At 35.7% G+C, this 19,522-nt stretch carries 20 protein-coding genes; 5 read left to right on the forward strand and 15 right to left on the reverse strand.

Annotation, left to right across the window (positions count from 1 at the left end):
- Positions 1-216 precede the first annotated feature (216 nt).
- Entirely contained in the window at positions 217-909 is a 693-nt protein-coding gene (locus BQ6100_RS13390) for a Crp/Fnr family transcriptional regulator (protein ID WP_075982090.1), read from the forward strand.
- A gap of 251 nt (positions 910-1,160) precedes the next feature.
- Here the strand turns inward: BQ6100_RS13390 and hcp are convergent, their stop codons facing one another.
- Positions 1,161-2,453 carry a hydroxylamine reductase gene (gene hcp / locus BQ6100_RS13395; RefSeq protein ID WP_075982091.1) on the reverse strand — a complete coding sequence of 431 codons (1,293 nt, stop codon included), beginning with the start codon at positions 2,451-2,453 and terminating at the stop codon, positions 1,161-1,163.
- 190 nt (positions 2,454-2,643) lie between these two features.
- Between hcp and BQ6100_RS13400 the strand changes: the two genes are divergently transcribed.
- Positions 2,644-3,138 carry an Hsp20/alpha crystallin family protein gene (locus BQ6100_RS13400; protein ID WP_075982092.1) on the forward strand — a complete coding sequence of 165 codons (495 nt, stop codon included), beginning with the start codon at positions 2,644-2,646 and terminating at the stop codon, positions 3,136-3,138.
- A gap of 110 nt (positions 3,139-3,248) precedes the next feature.
- Here BQ6100_RS13400 and BQ6100_RS21725 read toward each other — a convergent pair whose 3' ends face one another.
- Positions 3,249-3,782, reverse strand: coding sequence for a YppG family protein (locus tag BQ6100_RS21725; RefSeq protein ID WP_084780402.1), 534 nt, complete (start codon positions 3,780-3,782; stop codon positions 3,249-3,251).
- Positions 3,783-4,040: 258 nt separating this feature from the next.
- On the opposite strand from BQ6100_RS21725, the gene yppF reads away from it, so the two are divergent.
- Positions 4,041-4,247, forward strand: a complete 207-nt coding sequence (gene yppF / locus BQ6100_RS13410) for a YppF family protein (RefSeq protein WP_075982093.1) — start codon at positions 4,041-4,043, stop codon at positions 4,245-4,247.
- Positions 4,248-4,321: 74 nt separating this feature from the next.
- On the opposite strand, the gene BQ6100_RS13415 is transcribed toward yppF, so the two are convergent.
- From BQ6100_RS13415 to BQ6100_RS13425, 3 genes are all read right to left on the reverse strand, one after another.
- Positions 4,322-4,684: a YppE family protein gene (locus tag BQ6100_RS13415; protein WP_075982094.1), complete on the reverse strand. Its 363-nt coding sequence runs from the start codon at positions 4,682-4,684 to the stop codon at positions 4,322-4,324.
- Between the two features lie 79 nt (positions 4,685-4,763).
- Positions 4,764-5,030 (reverse strand): hypothetical protein, encoded by a 267-nt coding sequence (locus tag BQ6100_RS13420; protein ID WP_075982095.1) that lies wholly within the window; start codon positions 5,028-5,030, stop codon positions 4,764-4,766.
- A 377-nt stretch (positions 5,031-5,407) separates the two neighbouring features.
- Positions 5,408-6,394, reverse strand: coding sequence for a DUF2515 domain-containing protein (locus BQ6100_RS13425; protein WP_315970025.1), 987 nt, complete (start codon positions 6,392-6,394; stop codon positions 5,408-5,410).
- 115 nt (positions 6,395-6,509) lie between these two features.
- On the opposite strand from BQ6100_RS13425, the gene recU reads away from it, so the two are divergent.
- Entirely contained in the window at positions 6,510-7,124 is a 615-nt protein-coding gene (gene recU / locus BQ6100_RS13430) for a Holliday junction resolvase RecU (RefSeq protein ID WP_075982096.1), read from the forward strand.
- Positions 7,125-7,161: 37 nt separating this feature from the next.
- A complete protein-coding gene (locus tag BQ6100_RS13435; protein ID WP_075983576.1) occupies positions 7,162-9,753 on the forward strand; it encodes a PBP1A family penicillin-binding protein in 2,592 nt (863 codons plus the stop codon).
- Between the two features lie 137 nt (positions 9,754-9,890).
- On the opposite strand, the gene BQ6100_RS13440 is transcribed toward BQ6100_RS13435, so the two are convergent.
- The 10 genes from BQ6100_RS13440 to panB form a co-directional block, all read right to left on the reverse strand.
- On the reverse strand, positions 9,891-10,403 hold the full coding sequence (locus tag BQ6100_RS13440) for a YpoC family protein (RefSeq protein WP_075982097.1): 513 nt from the start codon (positions 10,401-10,403) through the stop codon (positions 9,891-9,893).
- Between the two features lie 26 nt (positions 10,404-10,429).
- Positions 10,430-11,077 carry an endonuclease III gene (nth, locus tag BQ6100_RS13445; protein WP_075982098.1) on the reverse strand — a complete coding sequence of 216 codons (648 nt, stop codon included), beginning with the start codon at positions 11,075-11,077 and terminating at the stop codon, positions 10,430-10,432.
- An 89-nt stretch (positions 11,078-11,166) separates the two neighbouring features.
- Positions 11,167-11,877 carry a DnaD domain-containing protein gene (locus BQ6100_RS13450; RefSeq protein ID WP_075982099.1) on the reverse strand — a complete coding sequence of 237 codons (711 nt, stop codon included), beginning with the start codon at positions 11,875-11,877 and terminating at the stop codon, positions 11,167-11,169.
- Between the two features lie 188 nt (positions 11,878-12,065).
- Positions 12,066-13,250 carry a pyridoxal phosphate-dependent aminotransferase gene (locus BQ6100_RS13455; protein ID WP_141770178.1) on the reverse strand — a complete coding sequence of 395 codons (1,185 nt, stop codon included), beginning with the start codon at positions 13,248-13,250 and terminating at the stop codon, positions 12,066-12,068.
- A gap of 83 nt (positions 13,251-13,333) precedes the next feature.
- On the reverse strand, positions 13,334-13,807 hold the full coding sequence (locus BQ6100_RS13460) for a cell wall elongation regulator TseB-like domain-containing protein (RefSeq protein ID WP_075982101.1): 474 nt from the start codon (positions 13,805-13,807) through the stop codon (positions 13,334-13,336).
- A 16-nt stretch (positions 13,808-13,823) separates the two neighbouring features.
- On the reverse strand, positions 13,824-13,994 hold the full coding sequence (locus BQ6100_RS13465; protein WP_075982102.1) for a YpmA family protein: 171 nt from the start codon (positions 13,992-13,994) through the stop codon (positions 13,824-13,826).
- Positions 13,995-14,169: 175 nt separating this feature from the next.
- Positions 14,170-16,974 carry an ATP-dependent DNA helicase DinG gene (gene dinG / locus BQ6100_RS13470; protein ID WP_075982103.1) on the reverse strand — a complete coding sequence of 935 codons (2,805 nt, stop codon included), beginning with the start codon at positions 16,972-16,974 and terminating at the stop codon, positions 14,170-14,172.
- Positions 16,975-17,376: 402 nt separating this feature from the next.
- Complete coding sequence (panD, locus tag BQ6100_RS13475) at positions 17,377-17,778, reverse strand: aspartate 1-decarboxylase (RefSeq protein WP_075982104.1); 402 nt, start codon at positions 17,776-17,778, stop codon at positions 17,377-17,379.
- A 22-nt stretch (positions 17,779-17,800) separates the two neighbouring features.
- Positions 17,801-18,649 (reverse strand): pantoate--beta-alanine ligase, encoded by an 849-nt coding sequence (gene panC / locus BQ6100_RS13480; protein WP_075982105.1) that lies wholly within the window; start codon positions 18,647-18,649, stop codon positions 17,801-17,803.
- The gene (gene panB / locus BQ6100_RS13485) at positions 18,646-19,482 is read right to left on the reverse strand and encodes a 3-methyl-2-oxobutanoate hydroxymethyltransferase (RefSeq protein WP_075982106.1); all 837 of its coding nucleotides are present in this window, start codon (positions 19,480-19,482) and stop codon (positions 18,646-18,648) included. The genes panC and panB overlap by 4 nt, the downstream gene beginning before the upstream one ends.
- Between the last annotated feature and the right edge of the window lie 40 nt (positions 19,483-19,522).

The following is a 19,522-nucleotide window of genomic DNA, read 5'->3' on the forward strand; positions in this document are numbered from 1 at the left end:
TTCACCCCATAAAAACTATTTTACCGAATAAACGTTCGTTTAAAAAGAGCTTTTCTCCCTTTTTCTTATCCAATAAATTTTCTTGCTTTTTTCACAGTCGATTTTGACAAATAATTTCATATAAGAAAACATAAAAGCAATTCCACCTCTTATTTGTTACAATAGGGATATTCATTTTACAATTAATAATTCAGCTTATATTTTCGAGGTGAGATTATGAATCAAAATGAGATTAAAAAGGTTCTTTCCTGCTTTTCTCTTTTTAAAGAACTAAATGATGAAGAGTTAAATAAAATTGTTGATATATCTATTTCAAGAACATGGATTAAAGGCAATCATATTTTTTTACAAGATGACCCGATAGAAAACGTCTATTTCATTCACTCTGGTAAAGTGAAAATCTATAAGAGTGATGCCAATGGAAAGGAACAAATCGTGGCGATTCTTAAAAAGGGAGAAATGTTTCCTCATGTAGGGTTCTTTCGAAAAGGAGGTTATCCTGCCTATTCTGAGGTGTTAGAAAACTCATCAATTGTGACTGTTCCAATCGCTCAATTTGAAACGGTGCTCATTCATAATCCAGAGCTATGTATAAAGGTTTTCAAAGTTCTAGGGGAGAAAATTGTTGAGCTGCAGGATAGACTGGAAGCCCAAATATTAAACAATACTTATGAACAAATTATTAAGCTATTGGTTAGATTGGGGCGAAAGGATGGAATGAAAAAGGAAAAGGGAGTCATTCTGCTTAAAAGTGATTTTACTAATAAGGATTTAGCCAATATGATAGGGACAACGAGAGAAACGGTTAGCCGTACCCTTACCAAGATGAAAAAGGATCACTTACTTGAGGTTGACGGGGAAGGAAATCTCATTTTTCAGCCTGAAGATCTTATGGAGGAATTATTTTAAAGTAGATTTCAAAATCAAGCCCCACGTTTTGTTATTTTTCTCCATAGATTCGTTTTTTTGAAAGAAGATTGGACAATTGCTCCGTGTACGTTGAAAAAACCAGCCCTAAATGAAAGATTTTCTCTCCGATTTAGGAATTTGAAAACTTTCATCTTGGACTGGTTTTTATTCATATTTCGGATTTTCTCTCCATAAACTCTCATTTTAAGCTGGAATAATTATCAAAACAAAAAATTCTAACCCATGATAAATTAATTCATCTGAAGCATTTCCTTCATATCTTCCTCTGCCGTTCCAATTAACTTTAAGTTAAATGTATCTTGAAGAACCTTCATCACACCTTCAGAAATAAATTCAGGTGGCTTAGGCCCAATACGGATGTCCTTGATGCCTAAACTAAATAGTCCTAAAAGAATGGCAACCGCTTTTTGTTCAAACCATGAAAGAACGATGCTTACCGGAAGCTCATTTATTTCACATTCAAATGCATCAGCTAATGCCTTAGCAATTTTAATAGTTGATCCTGAATTATTACACTGCCCTAAATCAATATAACGAGGAATCTCAGTTCCGGGAACCACACCGTAATCCACATCATTAAAACGGAATTTACCACATGATGTTGTCAAAATAACCGTTTCTGGTGGTAACGAGGTCGCTAGTTCACGATAATATTCTCCCCCTTTACCTGGAGCGTCACAGCCTGCAATGACAAAGAACCGCTTAATTTTCCCTTCTTTCACAGCCGCAATTACTTCAGGTGCAAGTCCTAATACGGTTTCATGATGGAAGCCTGTTAATAGTGTCTCATCAGATTCAATATTTGCTTCAGGAAGCTCTAAAGCCCTCTTGATTAATGGAGTAAAATTATCATTTTCTATTTTTCGGACATTTTCAAGTCCAGCTACCTCATATGAGAACATTCGATCTGCATAGGTTCCTTTGATCGGCATGACACAGTTAGTTGTAGCAAGAATCGCTCCAGGAAACTTCTCAAATAATCGTCTTTGGTCGTACCAGGCTTTTCCTATATTTCCTTTTAAATGTCCAAATTTTTTCAACGCGGGATAGCCATGGGCAGGAAGCATTTCCGAGTGAGTATAGATATTAACACCTTTTCCTTCTGTTTGCTTCAAAAGCTCCTCTAAGGCAAATAAATTATGGCCTGTAACGACAATGCATTTACCCTCAATCCTATTTTGCGATACTTGTATCGGTTCTGGAATCCCAAGATGTGAAGTATGGGCTTCATCCAATACCTCCATCATTCGCACTGCAGAACGTCCAACCTTCATCGCCATATCGATATGTTCTTGCACATTAAAGTTAGAGTTTGTTAAGGTCATATACAATGCCTCATGTGTAGTTGTATCGACAAATGAATCAGTAAACCCTAATTGATAGGCGTGGGTACGATAAGCTGCAATCCCCTTTAATCCAAAAATAATCGTGTCTTGGAGGCTAGCAATCGTTTCATCCTTCCCACAAACTCCAACTACCTTGCATCCCCCTGTCGGCGTTTGTTCACATTGATAGCAAAACATCCAATATATCCCCTCTTTCTCTCAAATTACCTTTAGAATACAATTCAACTCGGTGAGAAATCGTGATATATATCACACTTTTTACCAATTTCACTAAATTTTCACAATTGATTAACTATATTTAAATTGACTAACAATCATTAAACTTTTGCATAGAATATATGGATTCATATAGAGAGGAGCGAAGAGGATGTCATCTAATCTTCCTGGAAATTCAAACTATCCAGAAAGTTCAAAGAAAAACAATGACCATGAACCTTTTGGCGATTTAATGAAAACAATGAATGGTTTTTTTCTAGAAAAACCAGTAAAAGGCTTTTTACAGTCAATTGATGAGTTTTTTAAAACTCCTTTTCCTTTTCAGGGTTTTGCTGTTGATCTAATTGAAAAAGAAAATGAATATATTGTTCAAGCAGAGCTCCCAGGTGTGAAACGGGAACAAATCCATATAGATGTATATTCAAATTATGTAACCATTTCTGTCAACTCACAGGATATAATTATTGAAGAAAATGAAAAAAATTCATATTATTCAAAGCAGAAAACAATACAAAAAGCTAGTAGAACCATTTCTCTTCCCCATCACATCAATGAGAAACAAGTGAAGGCAACCTATCAAAATGGGTTATTGTTAATTAGAATTCCTAAACAAAAAGGAAAAAGAATACCAATTGGTGATGAATAATTCTTTCTTAAAAAGGAAAAGGCAGGTTTATCCTGCCAATTTTATTTTCACCTCAATTATTTAACTTCACCTGTTCTAATTTTGTCTCCCGCTTAATAAGTATTCAACACCTACACTTTAAACATTCCGCCGAATCCTTTCACCATTGAAGAAACCTGCGTAACCGCGTTCATCATTTGACCAGCTGTGTCAATCATCTTATTTAAATCTAGTGAACCATCCTGTGCTTTAAATGAATTCATAATAGATTGCATTCCTGAAGGTGGTCTTGGATTCAATGAATTCTTTGGATACTGATGAAAATTAGGAATGGAGTTCACGGGTGATTGTTGACTGTATGGATGCATATCTGCTGGTTGTAGAGGATTTGAAAATATGGATTGTTGATATTCTTGTTGTCCACCGTATGAATGGTACGGTGAAGGATACCATTGCTGTTGATTTTGTAACGGACCAAAGCTCTGTGGACTCATCCCAAATGGATCCTGGCTCTGCCCCCAATTTGGATTCACGCCCCAATGTGGATAAGAGGAAATTGGAAATGGATGCTGTCCCATCCTTTGTAGAGATGTATTAAAATGATTTGGTACATATCGTTGGGGATTTGTGTAAATTGGATGATAAATCATATTTGGATTAAACATGGACTAATACCTCCTTATCTCTTTACTACTTCAAATTATGAATCATCATCCTTTAAGGTGAATCAATCATTTAATTTGCCGATTGTCGAAATATGTTGTATTTTGTCGAAAGTCTCAAAATTATAAAAACGAAAAATAAAGACAATTCGTGATACGATTGAATTGAACAATAGGTGCAACCTCTATCATGGTCTTGGTTTTGGAGAATGAATGAATTTAACTACATTTCAAAAAAACGCTTAGAGGGGGAAATAAAAGATGAAGGTGAACGAACTAAGGGAAAAGTTTTTAAAACGTAAAAATTTCGAGGCAGAAAGTGTTAATCAATTGCTAGATTTCGCCAAAAAAGCGTACGTTCTGGGGGATATTTCGATCAAGGAATATCGAGAACTAACTAGAGAATTAGAATCACTAGGTGCTAAGGTGCCAGATGGTGAAGAAGAATTCTCTGTTTCACACAACTAAGGATACACAAAAGCAAGAAAGTAATGAACGCATCCATCCTTTTGGACAAGACAATTCCAAGATGGATGCATTTTTTATGCTTCTATATGTTCCAACATTATTTTATAGATATATTGAATACTTCTAACATTATTCAAAAACCTCGTACGACTTGTTTCTGGGTAAAAGCATTGAACAGAGACCATCTCCATTTGATCATATGCTGAATAAATTTGGTTCATATGAATATTTCTAGGTTCCCATTCTCCAATGAATTGAGAAGCTAATTCTTTCCATTTGTCATTCACATCCTTCACCTCATCGGCAAAGGGTTTCACCTCAAGCAAAAAATCTCCTTTTATTCTGCTATCCTTCACTTTTTCAAATTGACTTAATATCGTATCGGTATATTGAAGTAATTTATGTGTGACAACGAATAATGATGAACGATTATCCATCCGAATGATCCTTCTTTCAAAAAAATAAAAGTAGCTCGAAAACTGCTTAAGCTACTGAATAACCTTAATTATAGAAAAACTAAAAACCAAGTTCAAGCTTTAAGCCTTGGGGTTTGGCAGATTTACTCACATCATCTAATCCTGTTAATGGGTTTGTCTTCCTAATTTTTTCTAATTTTTGCAATTTGATATCCAAATCAGTTAATCTCTTTGATTGGCTATTTAGACTTTTTTTGCGGGTTGTTGAAAAATTGAATGTCACAGATTGTTCTAATTCATCCAATTGATGTTGTAAGTCTGTCAGCATCAATAGAATCTCCTCTTTTTGAACTAATGGATCTTTCATTTTCAAAACCTCCTAATAGCTATTTTTGATAGGTAGTCAGCTATCATAGACTATTATTCGCTCCTTAAATGATGCTTCCTTCTCGTATGACAAAACTAGAAGTAATTCGGCAAAGAAAGTTGTTTTTCACGACTCTTTCCTCTTTGATTCGACATGAATATTAAGAATGAAAAAGAAAAGTATTGAACAAAATAAGCTTCGGAGGTGTTAATAATGGATAATAAGGAAAAAGAAAACAAAGTTCAACCTAAAAATATTGAAGAAACTAAAGCAGGCTATGGTGATAAAAAAATAGAAGGTCCTGACCGTCCGTCAACTTAATCATTAAGATAAAGAGAGGACAAAATCCTCTCTTTATTATTTAATTAATAGCACCATTATTTGACCAGCAAATTTTTTATTCTTATATACCATCGCAGCTGTTTTTGTTTTTGTACATACCAATTTGTTAAATGTATGGGTTGAATATGCTTGACCTTAGGATTTTTCCATCTTCTTAGGATTCGTCTTTTTTTTGACCAATCATTCCACTTACCCAAACGATGTTCAATCACTGGAAAAGTCGTTCTTAAAAAGGGGGTGGATCTCTTCGGAGGATTCTTGAAATATTGCTCATAATCATGTCTTGATCCTGTATGAATCGTACTATTTGCAAACTGAATAAAGTCTGAATATAAACTTGGCGAAAAGAGGATATCGGCTAACCTTTTCCCAAGATTAATACGCTTTGTGACGGAAGTAAATCCATTCACACTTGCACCGTATAATTCTCCTTTACAAGTTGGAAGTAAAACAGCACTAAAATGGAAAGAATCTTGAAATGAAAAAAGGAAAGTATCAAATACATTATTTTTATAAAATGGATGTTTAATTATCGGCTGCTCAATAACATTTTGTTCATTAATAATTAATGCAACTAATAACCTCATTTTATTTCGTTTACTCCAAAACTCCATCCATTCCCTTTCCATAAAAGAAGAGACACGAAAATATTTTAACAAGTGAAACATTGGACGGTTTCTTTTCGTCGAATAATGATAGAGCAACAACTGTGGGTAAGCATCCTGAAAAATAAGCCAATTTGCTCTTTCATATGTTAAAAATAATTTTACTCTTCTATTAGAATCAATTATTTTGGGATACCATTTCCCTTCTAAATCACACATATTCCAGCCAGCATTCCGGGAAACCATACTAGCTAAAAATGCCCATTCAATCTCAGGATATAGATGATAAAATTGAAAGTAGGCATTGGTTCTTGAGATATTATCCATATTTTTAACTTGCATTTTTCTACTTATTTCTGTAATAATGAGTATTTCTGAATCCGTTAACCTAGGATCATCTGTCAAATTAAGTTCCACCGGGCATCAATCCTTGTACAATCTATTACTTTATAGTTTGTAGATCTAGGATTTTTATTCAAACAATAAAGAATGACATCTGTTATGATAGTTATAGCTTGTGAGGTGAATTTCCATGAATTTTCGATACCCAAATGGAAAAAAATATATCTCAACTAAAAATAGACCTTCACTGAATGCATTTAATAATAATGCAAATTATGGTAACAGAGGGATGACATTAGAAGAGGATATTAATGAAACGAATCAGTATTATTTAGAGCAGGGAATTGCTGTCATTCATAAAAAGCCTACACCTGTTCAAATTGTTAAGGTTGATTATCCGAAAAGAAGTGCTGCTGTCATTAAAGAGGCATATTTTAAACAGGCTTCAACTACAGATTATAATGGGATTTATAAAGGCAAATATATTGATTTTGAAGCAAAGGAAACAAAGTTTAAAACTTCCTTTCCATTAGCAAATTTTCATGAGCATCAAATTAATCATATGAAATCAATTCTATTGCAAAAAGGGATTTGTTTTGTGATTCTTAGATTTTCGACAACAAATGAAATATTCTTATTAGAGGCAGAGCATCTCCTATCTTACTGGGACAGAATGAAATCCGGTGGAAGAAAGTCTATCACGAAAACAGAAATTGAAAATAATGGACACTTTATTTCTCTTGGATTTCAGCCACGGATTGACTATATTAGAGTAATAGATTATCTTTATCCTCTTAATGAATAATTTTTTAGTGGTAAGAATTGAAAGGAATGGTTTATATATGACTCAGAAATATCAATCAAGAGAGGAGCGTCGAAAACAGCTTGCTCGAGGGCCAAAGAAAAAAGCAAGAGGTAAATCAAAAAATATTTTCATGCGAATATTACTCATTCTTATGACCCTTGGAATTATTGGAATGGTTACTGGAGTAGTCACCTTTGCAATATATGTTAAAGACGCCCCAAAATTAGATGAAAAATTATTAAAGGACCCAATCTCTTCAAAAATATACGATAAGAACGGCAAATTAGTTACTGAGATAGGAAAAGTAAAACGAGATTATATCGATTATGATGACATCCCTAAAAGCGTTGAGGATGCTGTTCTAGCAACAGAAGATGTTCGCTTCTATAAGCATCACGGTGTCGATCTTATCCGATTAGGTGGAGCGGTTGTTGCCAATGTGACAAGAGGATATGGTTCTGAAGGTGCCAGTACTATTACCCAACAGGTTGTGAAGGCATCCTTTCTAACTCCAGAAAAGACATTATCGCGTAAAGCGCAAGAAGCCTGGCTATCATTTCAGCTCGAACGTAAATATACAAAGCAAGAAATCTTTGAAATGTATGTGAATAAGGCCTGGTACGCTAGTGGTGGGCATGGAATTGCAACTGCATCTAAAATATTTTTTGGGAAAGACCTAGATAAATTATCTCTCCCACAAAGAGCTCTTTTAGCTGGTATCCCTCAAAGTCCAGCTAATTATGATCCGTTTAGGCATCCTGACTTAGCTGAGAAACGACGTAATATCGTTCTTTCCTTGATGAATCAGCATGGATATATCTCTAAGGAAGAAATGGAAAATGCGAAAAAGGTTCCCGTGGAAACAACACTAGTAAAAGAAGAAAAACGTAAAACATCTAGTGATATCCCTTATGATTCATTTATTGGTCAAGTAATTAATGAAGTTGAGAAAAAATATAAGGAAGTTGATGTATTTTCCGATGGAGTAAAAATTTACACAACTCTCGATACAGACGCACAAAAATACGTTGAAGATATGCTTAACTCAAATGATATCGTCCAATTTCCAGATAATAAAATGCAAGCTGGAATTACCTTGCTCGATACTAGAACGGGAGAAATAAGAGCAATTGGTGGAGGAAGGAATCAAAAGGTTGATTTTGGATTTAACTTTGCAACAGATTCCAAACGTCAACCAGGTTCAACCATTAAACCTATATTAGACTATGGTCCAGCCATCGAGTATTTAAAATGGGGAACTTATCATGCTTTAGAGGATAAACCATACACTTACTCTACAGGAACACCTATAAATAACTGGGATAATTCTTACAAAGGGATTATGTCTATGCGAACAGCGCTAGCCTTATCTCGTAATATTCCAGCTTTACAGGCTCTACAAGCAGTTGGCCTTGACCAAGCACAAAAATTTTCTGCTGGTATTGGTATTCCATTTAAGGATATGCAAGAGGCTTATGCAATAGGCGGTATTGGCGGAGAAGACGTTGGTATCACTTCACTGCAATTAGCAGGTGCATATAGTGCTTTTGGAAATAATGGCTTTTACACAGAGCCTCATTCAGTCGTGGAAATTGAGTTGCGTGACGGAACAAAGCTTGATATGAAGCCAGAGTCAAAAGTGGCCATGAAGGATTATACTGCGTTTATGATAACGGATATGTTAAAAAGTGCAGTAACCAGTGGAACAGGGACAATGGCCAATATATCCGGTCTTCCATTAGCGGGAAAAACGGGTACCACAAACTTCCCTGCGGATGTTAGAGCAAAATATAATATTCCCGCAGGTGCTGTTCCGGATTCATGGTTTGCAGGCTATACAACAAATTATACGGCAGCTGTATGGACCGGTTATGAGAGTCAAACGAAAAACTATTTAATAGGAACTGAACAAAAAATTGCTCAATTATTATTTAAAAATTTAATGACTCATATCTCATCTGGAATTGAAACACCAGATTTCACCATGCCAAAGTCTGTTGAAAAGGTAAAAATCGAAAAGGGAACACTTCCTGCTAAGCTTGCTAGTGAATATACACCTAGTGATCAGGTCATTTATGAGTATGCCGTTAAAGGCCAAGGTCCGAAAGAGGTTTCAGTAAAATATGATAAACTTGAAGCACCTAATGGATTAAAAGCTGATTATGATGAAGCTTCTAATTCAATTGCTGTAACATGGAAATATAAGAATAAAGATGGAAAAAATGTTAAGTTTGAGGTAACCGCCTCACAAGATGGTGGAGCAGAACAAAAGTTAACAACAACAAGCAAGAATGGATTTATTCTCGGTAATGCAACACCTGGATCAACCTATGTCTTTAAGGTTAAGGCAATATTGGATGATCAGGAAAGTGATTCGGCGTCCATAAGTATCCAAATTCCTAATCCATTAGATATAGGAGATCAAGAGAATCAATGGGATGATGATCAGGGTGATAATCCTATGGATAATGGCAATCCGAATAATCATGGAAATCCAGGTAATAACGGGAATGGTAACGGAAATGGTAACAATAATGGAAACAATAACGGAAACCCTGGTAACGGAAATTCTGATGAGGATGAACAGGATGACGCTGGGGCGGAATCATTCTTTTTCCCTGGAACATAAATAAAGGTAATTACTGGTATCCTTTGAAATATTCCATTTCAATAAATAAAAAACCATTAGTTTGGGATGAGGTTTTCTACACGAAAATCTCCCTTCTAATGGTTTTTTTATGGACTTAAGGCTATGCACTTTTGCATCTATTTCTTTAGCCTCTTCATGGCGATATTTTTTTCATATTGTTTTTGTAGCTCTTTCATCATTTCTACTAATTGGATATAAGATGGAAAAGCATACGGTCGACTTAATATATAGGACAATCTCTCCTCAATATTAACTGTGCTGATTTTCAATTCAGAATAGTCAACGGATGGATAAAGTTTAACTGGGACACCATTTACCCAGTGTAATAACTGGATAAAGATGGCAATACCTTTTTTCATGGGCTCCTGCACTATTTTCTTATCTCTAAGTTTAAAGAGTTCCTGAAGTGATTCCTTCGTTTGAGCCCATTCTTTAAGAGTTTCTTCCATATAGTTATCTATGTTTTCCCATGGATGAATAGCTGTAAGATTTACATAATAGGCAAAATCATATAAAAAAGGTTCCTCTAATGTAAAGCTTTGTAAATTCTTTTGTTCAATAGTAACTTCCTTTTGTGGAAAGAAATATCTATGAGATAATTCTTTCGGTACTTCAAATCGGTTCGGCATTATGTATAGGTCCCTCTTTCTTCTTGTTACTTTTTTTTCATTCTCTTCTGTCCCTCTCTACACAAGTCAAGTAAAGGACATTCGGGGCATTGGGGGTTTTGGGCCTTACAATGGTAACGGCCGAAAAAAATCATTCGATGATGGGTGTCTGACCATTCCTCCATAGGAACCTTCTTCATTAAGGTTTTTTCTACCTCGAGAACAGAATCCTTCCACCTACAAAAACCTAAACGTTTACTCACTCTCTCAACATGAGTATCCACTGCAATGGCTGGAATTCCAAATGCTACGGACACAACAACATTTGCTGTTTTTCTCCCAACTCCAGGTAACTTTGTTAATTCATCGCGATTTTGTGGAATGACTCCATCATATTCATCGATTAATATTTGGCATAGCTTTTGAATATTTTTTGCCTTATTGCGATACAAGCCTATCGACCGAATATCTTGTTGGAGCTCTTCTAGGGAAACGCTTAAATAATCCTCAGGAGTTTTATATTTTTGAAATAGCTGCTTGGTCACCTTGTTAACTAAAACATCGGTGCATTGGGCAGATAATGAAACAGCAATGACCAATTCAAATGGGTTGGAATGTACTAGTTCACAATGCGCATCAGGAAACATTTCACCCATTTGATCTAAACAATATCTTATTTGATTTTTATTTAACATTCAATTTGCCCCTTTGTTTATGCTTATGAAAAGAGGCTGTCCCTATGATGCCAAGCATCATTCTTAATGGGACAACCACTATTTAGAAATTATTGTTCCAACCAATTATAAAATGGAATCGTTTTTGATTGACTTGGCGTTTTCTGTTCGGTTTTCGTTCGCTGCTGTGTTTGATACTGTCTAAATTTTCGACCATAACTTTTTGCTTGTTCAATGGTTTTTATTCCATTTTTCTTCCATTCAAAAAGGATTCGATCAATATATCTAAAATTTAGTTTACCGGAAATAACCGCTTCTCTCAATGCTGCTTTAATGATAACAGGATCATGATGATCATCATCCAACCACATAGCTAAGGTTTCACATTCAAATGGGGATAGAGGTCTTCCAAATTCCTGCTCGAAACATGTATAAACATCCTTCTCCTCTTTTTGCGAAGCTACCTTTTCCATTTGTTTTTTACGTAATAGAAATTGTTCAACAAGCTTTTCCCATAAAGGATCCAATGAGTATTTTTCAAACCGTATACCTGATTCGGAGTACCCTTCCTTAATATCAATAAACCCTTTTTGTATTAATCTATGCAGCATCTCAGTACAATCTGAAACCGAATGGGTCATCCTTGAAGATATTTCAGCTGGTGTTGGGAAACCATTTCCCTTTTCTAAAAAAGAAATAACTTGTAGAATAAGGACTAATTCTTCTTCATTTAAACCCAAATCTTTATAATGTGAAATTAAAGCTCCAGGAATCGTGATATTGCCTTCCTTAAGCCAATCTATTAAATTTGTTTTTATCATACCAGACACCTCCTTAATAGTATAACATGAAGTTTGTTATGCCTGATAGAAGAATAAAAGAACAAATAGAATTCCCTTTTTTACTAAAATCTTTTATTTACAAAAAACAAAAACCCGCAAGATGCGGGCAGTTAACCAATCAAGGATATATTATTGTTTATAATATCCATTGCTGAATTTAATAAAATCTATTTAAGCTTATTTTCCACAAATTGATGGATTCTTTCTACAGCTTTTTCTAGTAATTCTAAAGAAGTGGCATAGGATAAACGTATATTATTAGGTGCACCAAAGCCTGAACCAGGTACAACTGCTACGTTTGCCTCTTCTAATATGCTCTCAGCAAAGGCATCGACTGTTTCAAAACCAGTTAACTCTGCTGCCTTCTTAGCATTAGGGAATAAATAAAAAGCACCTTGTGGTTTTACACATTCAAAGCCTGGAATGGCAACAAGCTTATCATATATAATGGTTAATCTTTCCTCAAATGCCTTTCTCATTTCTTCCACAGCATCCTGCGAGCCAGAATAGGCTGCGATTGCACCATATTGAGAAGGTGTAGTTGGATTCGATGTACTATGACTAGCTAAATTAGTCATTGCTTTAATGATTGTTTGATTTCCTGCAGCATACCCGATTCTCCACCCTGTCATAGAATGAGATTTGGAAACCCCGTTTATAATAATGGTGTTTTCCTTTAATTCAGGTGACAGCTGAGCAATGGAAACATGTTTATTATTACCATAAATTAATTTCTCATATATTTCATCAGAAATAATTATTAGATTCTTATCTAAACAAACCCTTCCCAATGCCTTAAGTTCCTCTTCGGTATAGATGACACCAGTTGGATTACTTGGTGAATTGATAATAACCGCTTTTGTACGTGCAGTAACCGTTGAAGCAAGCTGTTCAGGACTGATTTTAAACTCATTTTCTTCCAATCCTTCGACATAAACAGGGACGCCACCAGCTAGCTTCACTTGTTCCGGATAGCTAACCCAATAAGGGATAGGGATAATGACTTCATCACCCTCATCAAGAATCACTTGAAATAATGTATATAATGCGTGCTTTGCACCATTGGTTACTATAATTTCACTAGGGTTATAGTCTAAACCCTGGTCTCTTCTGAACTTCTCCGTAATTTCCTTTTTTAATGCTGGTAGACCTGCAGTTGCTGTATATTTTGTGTGACCATCATTCATCGACTTTACAGCAGCATCAATAATATGCTGTGGTGTATTAAAGTCAGGCTCACCAGCCCCTAAACCAATTACGTCTTTTCCTGCGTCCTTCAACTCTTTGGCCTTTGCTGTTATAGCTAAAGTTGAAGAAGGCGTTAATTGCTTTACTCTTTGTGCAAGTTTGATCTCCATACCTTTGCCTCCGCTTTTGAATTTACTGTATTTTGATAAAATACGAAAAAGTCTTTTCAATAATAATAGACCTTTTCCTATAGGTTCTCAATATCTTTTAGCTCTTCCCCTGTTACAAAATCAATATAATAATAATTCAACAAGTCTTGATCATTTCGATAATTAATTTCCCAAAGTGGTCGATTGTATTCTATTCCTAATCGAGTATAAATGACTTCACTTGGTTTTTTTTCATCATAAAGTTTCTGCAATGCTTTTTCCCTGGTTATCCCCTCAGATGCTCGTCGAACATAAATGTTCTCATCCTTATCAGGAACCCAAATAATCACTTTTTGACCTTTTGAATTTGTTCCAGTAATGACAGAGTAAGATTCAGTACCATTATATAAATAAAAATCATCAGTCGTTTTAAGGTCTGTTTGTTGCTCAGCAATTGAAATTGCACGTTCTTCTGCGGTTCTGACTGGCTCTACTGCCTTAAAGTAAACTTTTATCGTAATACCAATAATAATTACTATAGAAAGAGTCGTTATTAATATCCATTTTTTCATTGTTCATCACTCTTTTTTATGTACGATAGATTGTAAATACTACCTTATTTTGATCTTCTTTATCTAATGCTAAACCAAACATCAAATCTCTATCTTTTAAAGTCCGATTTAAAGCATCAACAATTTTATATAAATCCGGGCTATGCATTATTTTAACAGTTGACAAAACCTCAATCTTACTTTCCACCTGAAACCGCCTCCTACGACAATCTCCACTTGATTCATATTCTTTTTCTAAAAATTCCTATTTAAATAAAACGTTGAACTAACCATCATTATAGCAAAATGAATGTAAATTAGGTGGAATTTATTTTTACAATTTCAATCTAAATCGTGAACTGGGTAAACGGATTTCTCCAGCATTAGGGTAACCAGGCATGGATTAATTGAACCGTCTCATCGATACTTTGCTTCAATACCGGTATAGACGGGATAGATTGAAGAAATGCTTTTCCATAGGTGGTCGTTACCACTCTTCGATCAAAAATGACAATAAATCCTCTATCCTGATTGGTTCTGATTAATCTCCCGAAGCCTTGTTTAAAACGAAGAACTGCTTCAGGCAATGAATATTCGTAAAATGGATTTCCACCATTTTTTTTGATTAATTCACACTTCGCCTCCGTTATTGGCTCATCCGGAGGTGAAAAAGGTAATCGGACAATCACTAAACATGACAAATCTTCACCTGGAAGATCAATGCCCTCCCAAAAACTGCTTGTTCCAAATAGTATGGCTTTATCAAAACGCCTGAAATTCCGTGTCATCCTTGTTCTGCTGCCACCAGTGATACCTTGAGCAATAAGAATAAACTCGTCTAGCAACCCGCTTTCTTTTACTAGATTATACGTTTTTCTTAACATATCATATGAGGTAAAAAGGATAAGCATCCTTCCCTTTGATGCCTCTGCGATGGAAATGATATGTTCGGAAATGGCTGCTACATATTCATCAAGAGTCACTGATTTAATTTCTGGGAGGTCATTTGGAACAACAAGTTGAACTTGTTCCTCATATGGAAAATGAGATGGAATTTGCGCTAAATGGACTTTTGAATCCTTTAAACCTAATTCCTTTAATATAAACGAAAAGGAGTTTTTAACTGTTAATGTCGCAGAAGTAATAATCGCACTTTTCTTTTGATCAAAAAAGCGTTCCTTTAATAATCCTGATATCGTTACTGGCTGTGTATATAAGGTCGCCATGTTCTGCGGTGACCTGGTATCAAGCTCGATCCAATTTACATATTCCGGATTTTTTCTCAAGACTGTCTCTTTTAATCCTTCTCTCATTTCCTTCATTTTTTGAACTAATGACGATATTTCCTCTAAGAATGCCCTATCTCCGCCCTTTAGCTTATGTTCATTTTTCTTCATGATTTGAAGCTTCTTTTCGGTGTCACCAATTAAATCTTTTAATAAAAATGAAAACCTTTCAGCGGAATTTAATGCAGCCTTCCATTCTTTACTAGAATCAGAATCACGCAAACGATAGCTCATCCTTGTTGAAGTTGAACTTTTTACCTTAATTTTCACTGTCATGGCTAGTATTCTAAAAAAATCATCCATTTCAAGATGGAGCTCCTGCATGATTTCATTTACCTCAAATGAGTGAAGCGGAGAGGGCAAATGTTCATTCCCTTGTATAGATAATAGATTATCCAATTTATAAAGCAATTGCCTTTGTTCCATAGTTCCTAGTCGATTCAGTAACAATCTTGTTGATAAGTAATCAAATGATAAACCAAAATATTTACCAGCTGCCTTTTCAAAATGATGTCCCTCGTCGATAATGACATATTGATATTCAGGTAGAATTGGATGTTCCGAAACAAGGTCGCTTAATAATAGGGAATGGTTTGTTATAATCATGTCTGCATTTCCTGCAGCCTTTTTGGAATTTAAATAAAAATCTCTTGAAAACCATGATTTATTTTGCATAAAAATAGATTCATCGTTTTTTATCTTATCCCAATAAATCGCTCCACCGCTTGATAGATTAATCTCGTCATAGTCCCCTGTTTCAGTCTCTGTCAACCAAACGAGAATTTGCATCTTTGTTAAGGTAGTATCATAATTGTCATCATCATCTTTTAATGATTGTTCAAACCTGGCTAAGCTGATGTAGTGCTGTCTCCCTTTTAAAAGAACAACCGTAAGTGGACTCGATAGCATTCCTTCAAGAAGTGGGATATCCTTCTCGAGCAATTGTTCCTGTAATTGGGTTGTATAGGTACTGATGACCACCGGCTCACCCTTTTCCTTACTAAACAAAGCAGCAGGAAGCAAATAGGCAATAGATTTACCAACACCCGTTCCAGCTTCAATTAAGGCATGTTCATTCTTTTGAAAGGATTGAAAAATTGTATCCATCATCCGGAATTGACCCAGTCTCTTTTCAAAGCTAGGAAACGCCCTTTGAAATAATTGCTCTTTGTCCTCATCGCTTAACGGATATTGCGGCTTTTCTAAGCTAATAGGCTTACCTTTATCTTTTCTTTTCTTCAATGCTATTCCACGGTATACTTCTAGATCAAAAGGAAGGTCCTCTATTTTCGTTTCTTTTATTTGAATATATTCTTCAATTATTTGTTCAATATCACTCTTTAATCCACCTGATAGCTTTAATAATTGATGTAATGTTACGATGGGTAATTGCTTAAGGCGATCTAACAGAATGATTAATAATTCTGCCGTTACATATGAATCACTATCAGCTTGATGTGGGCGGTCATGATTTAAGCCTTCCCTTATGGCCAGATCCCCTAGCTTATAGCTATCAGCCGTAGGGATAAGAAATCTCGAAAGTTCCACAGTATCAATGACAGAACCGTAAAATCCTTCGAATCCAGCCATGATTAATTCTTCTTGTAGGAATGACAAATCAAATAATACATTATGAGCGACAAAATAGGCTCCTTCTAATAGAGAATGGATCCTGGGAGCTATTTCAGAAAATGTCGGGGCATTTTTGACCATTTGATCATTTAAACCAGTTAATTCCTCAATGAATGCAGGAATTGGTTGACCAGGGTTTACAAGCGACGAATAGGTATCTGTTATTTCTCCGTTTTCCACTACTACCGCAGCAAATTGAATTATTTTATCCCCCTTTTTTGGGGAATGTCCTGTTGTTTCTAAGTCAACTACAACATATTTGTTACTCATTTCTCACACCTCAAACAAATACTTTTTCTAACGGTAGTTATAACGGAATCAATTCTGTGCTAAAAGCTACCTTCCTATTATAAACAAAAAAAGGCTGACTCAAAAGTTTTTCACTTTCTTGAACATTTCTAACCAAAAATGTCCAAGATGAATGTGATTTTAAGTCAGTCTTTAGGATATCATATAGTGAAACTTCCATCAGTGGGGATTTTTCGACGCACAGGATGTGCTAGCGTCGACGTTGCCACAGGACGTGGCGTATTTAGTCGACTTCATCCCACACTGATGGTTAGTTGAACCAATCGGGCGTTTACGGGCAATTGATCCCCACCTATCCCACCTATCTTCTTCGAATTCTCTAAGTGGGGGTCTTACTGCCCATAACCCTGCGATAAATATTTTTTACTGTCCATTAAAGTGTGAGAAAAGAGTATTCTCTGGCTCATGATGAATTAATTCTACAATTTGATTGTTCTCATCCATGATAGCCACCTTTGGTTGATGAAAAGGTACCTTTTCTTCTGGGACAATTGCATAAGAAATGATAATCACTACATCCCCTTCTTGAACGAGTCGAGCAGCAGCGCCATTTAAGCAAATAGTACCGCTACCTCTTGCTCCAGGAATAATATATGTTTCAAGTCTAGCACCATTATTATTATTTACAATTTGCACCTTTTCATTAGCTACCATTCCTACGGTTTCTAATATTTCTGAATCGATTGTAATGCTACCAACATAATTTAGGTTCGCCTCCGTTACACGGGCGCGATGAATTTTCCCACTCATCATGGTGCGGAACATTCAGTTTCCTCCTTTAGGTCCTTTAAGATATAGTTAATACAATATTATCAATTAAACGAGCTTTGCTAAATCTTACAGCTAAAGCAATGATAATTTTGCCACTTAACTCATTTAAACTTTTAAGCTCTGGATATGAGTATATTTCAATATAATCTATGGAAGCCTTTGTATTATCCTCGATAATCTCTCTAATAATAGAAATGATTTTCTCGGGATTCCTTTCCCCCTCTTCAATCAACTTCCTTGCATCTTGTAGGCTTTGATTGAGAATAGGTGCCTTCTCCCTTTCATCAGGAGTTAGATATATATTTCTTGAGCTTTTGGCAAGCCCGTCCGCTTCCCTTACCGTGTTAACTGCAACGATTTCAATTGGAAAATTAAAATCCCTTACTAAACTATCGATAACGGCAACCTGTTGAGCATCCTTTAGCCCAAAATAGGCCCTATCTGGTAGAGTAATATGAAATAATTTTGTTAATACAGTAGCTACTCCATCAAAATGTCCGGGTCTAGACTTTCCGCATAAAACATCTGTCCGATCCTTCACTGTTACCCTTACAGACGGTTCATTTGGATACATTTCCTCTACAGAAGGATAGAATACATAATTGACTCCTTCATCATTCGCAGCCTTCTGGTCTCTATCAAAGTCTCTTGGGTATGAATCCAAATCTTCAGTAGGTCCAAATTGCAGTGGATTGACAAAAACACTAACGACAACAATATCATTTTCCTGTCTAGCCTTTTCCATTAATGCCCGATGTCCTTCATGCAAATAGCCCATAGTTGGAACTAATCCGATAGATTTATTTTTTCTTCTTTCCTCTTTAATTGCTGATTGCATGTCTCTTACTGATGTAACGATTTTCATAATTTCCCTCCGTATAAACTCAGCAAATCCTCTTCTTTCATCGTAAAGCTATGTTTTTCACTTGGGAAAATGCCTTTTTTTACTTCTTGAACATATTCATTAATTCCAAAATCACAAGCCTCATTTAAGTTAACATAGGACTTAACAAATTTTGGAACCCTCTCAACACCATAGGATAATATGTCATGATAAACAAGAACCTGTCCATCCGTTTCATTTCCAGCGCCAATTCCGATGGTCGGAATAGTTAATGTGTTTGTTATTTCTCTTGCTAGCTGCCAAGGCACGCATTCAAGAACGATAGCGAAGGCACCTGCCTCCTCACATTTTCTTGCATCTTCTATTATTTTTTTAGCAGCATCAGCATTTTTCCCCTGAACCTTGTAGCCTCCAAGTACTCCCACTGATTGTGGAGTTAATCCAAGATGTGCTACAACTGGAATTCCGGCGTTCGTTAATGCTTCTATATGTTCTAGAACATGATCCGCCCCTTCAATCTTAACGGCGTTTGCACCACTTTCTTGGACGATTCTTGCTCCATTTAATAACGTATCCCGAACAGACAAATGATAGCTCATAAACGGCATATCTACGACAATAAAGGTATTGGGTGCTCCCCTTTTAACCGCTTTTCCATGATGGATCATATCTTCCATCGTTACGGGAATTGTAGAATCATAGCCTAATACGACCATACCTAATGAATCCCCCACGAGAATAAAATCTACATTAGCCTTTTCTGCTTGCTTAGCAGAAGGATAGTCATAGGCAGTCAACATAACTATCTTTTCCCTAGCTTTTTTCATGTTTAGAAAATCAGTAGTACTTTTCATAAATTTTCCTCCCTCTTTTTCATTGCTCGTCTTTCGTTTT

Origin of the sequence: Bacillus massilinigeriensis (assembly GCF_900117315.1) — a bacterium.
In the GTDB taxonomy this organism is placed as follows: domain Bacteria; phylum Bacillota; class Bacilli; order Bacillales; family Cytobacillaceae; genus Bacillus_BE; species Bacillus_BE massilionigeriensis.

What these genes read in the sequence shown, in the direction of transcription:
- BQ6100_RS13390 (WP_075982090.1), top strand. Translation starts at nt 217, where the DNA reads ATGAATCAAAATGAGATTAAAAAGGTTCTTTCCTGCTTTTCTCTTTTT.
- hcp (WP_075982091.1), bottom strand. Translation starts at nt 2,453, where the DNA reads ATGTTTTGCTATCAATGTGAACAAACGCCGACAGGGGGATGCAAGGTA.
- BQ6100_RS13400 (WP_075982092.1), top strand. Translation starts at nt 2,644, where the DNA reads ATGTCATCTAATCTTCCTGGAAATTCAAACTATCCAGAAAGTTCAAAG.
- BQ6100_RS21725 (WP_084780402.1), bottom strand. Translation starts at nt 3,782, where the DNA reads ATGTTTAATCCAAATATGATTTATCATCCAATTTACACAAATCCCCAA.
- yppF (WP_075982093.1), top strand. Translation starts at nt 4,041, where the DNA reads ATGAAGGTGAACGAACTAAGGGAAAAGTTTTTAAAACGTAAAAATTTC.
- BQ6100_RS13415 (WP_075982094.1), bottom strand. Translation starts at nt 4,684, where the DNA reads ATGGATAATCGTTCATCATTATTCGTTGTCACACATAAATTACTTCAA.
- BQ6100_RS13420 (WP_075982095.1), bottom strand. Translation starts at nt 5,030, where the DNA reads ATGAAAGATCCATTAGTTCAAAAAGAGGAGATTCTATTGATGCTGACA.
- recU (WP_075982096.1), top strand. Translation starts at nt 6,510, where the DNA reads ATGAATTTTCGATACCCAAATGGAAAAAAATATATCTCAACTAAAAAT.
- BQ6100_RS13435 (WP_075983576.1), top strand. Translation starts at nt 7,162, where the DNA reads ATGACTCAGAAATATCAATCAAGAGAGGAGCGTCGAAAACAGCTTGCT.
- BQ6100_RS13440 (WP_075982097.1), bottom strand. Translation starts at nt 10,403, where the DNA reads ATGCCGAACCGATTTGAAGTACCGAAAGAATTATCTCATAGATATTTC.
- nth (WP_075982098.1), bottom strand. Translation starts at nt 11,077, where the DNA reads ATGTTAAATAAAAATCAAATAAGATATTGTTTAGATCAAATGGGTGAA.
- BQ6100_RS13450 (WP_075982099.1), bottom strand. Translation starts at nt 11,877, where the DNA reads ATGATAAAAACAAATTTAATAGATTGGCTTAAGGAAGGCAATATCACG.
- BQ6100_RS13460 (WP_075982101.1), bottom strand. Translation starts at nt 13,807, where the DNA reads ATGAAAAAATGGATATTAATAACGACTCTTTCTATAGTAATTATTATT.
- dinG (WP_075982103.1), bottom strand. Translation starts at nt 16,974, where the DNA reads ATGAGTAACAAATATGTTGTAGTTGACTTAGAAACAACAGGACATTCC.
- panD (WP_075982104.1), bottom strand. Translation starts at nt 17,778, where the DNA reads ATGTTCCGCACCATGATGAGTGGGAAAATTCATCGCGCCCGTGTAACG.
- panC (WP_075982105.1), bottom strand. Translation starts at nt 18,649, where the DNA reads ATGAAAATCGTTACATCAGTAAGAGACATGCAATCAGCAATTAAAGAG.
- panB (WP_075982106.1), bottom strand. Translation starts at nt 19,482, where the DNA reads ATGAAAAGTACTACTGATTTTCTAAACATGAAAAAAGCTAGGGAAAAG.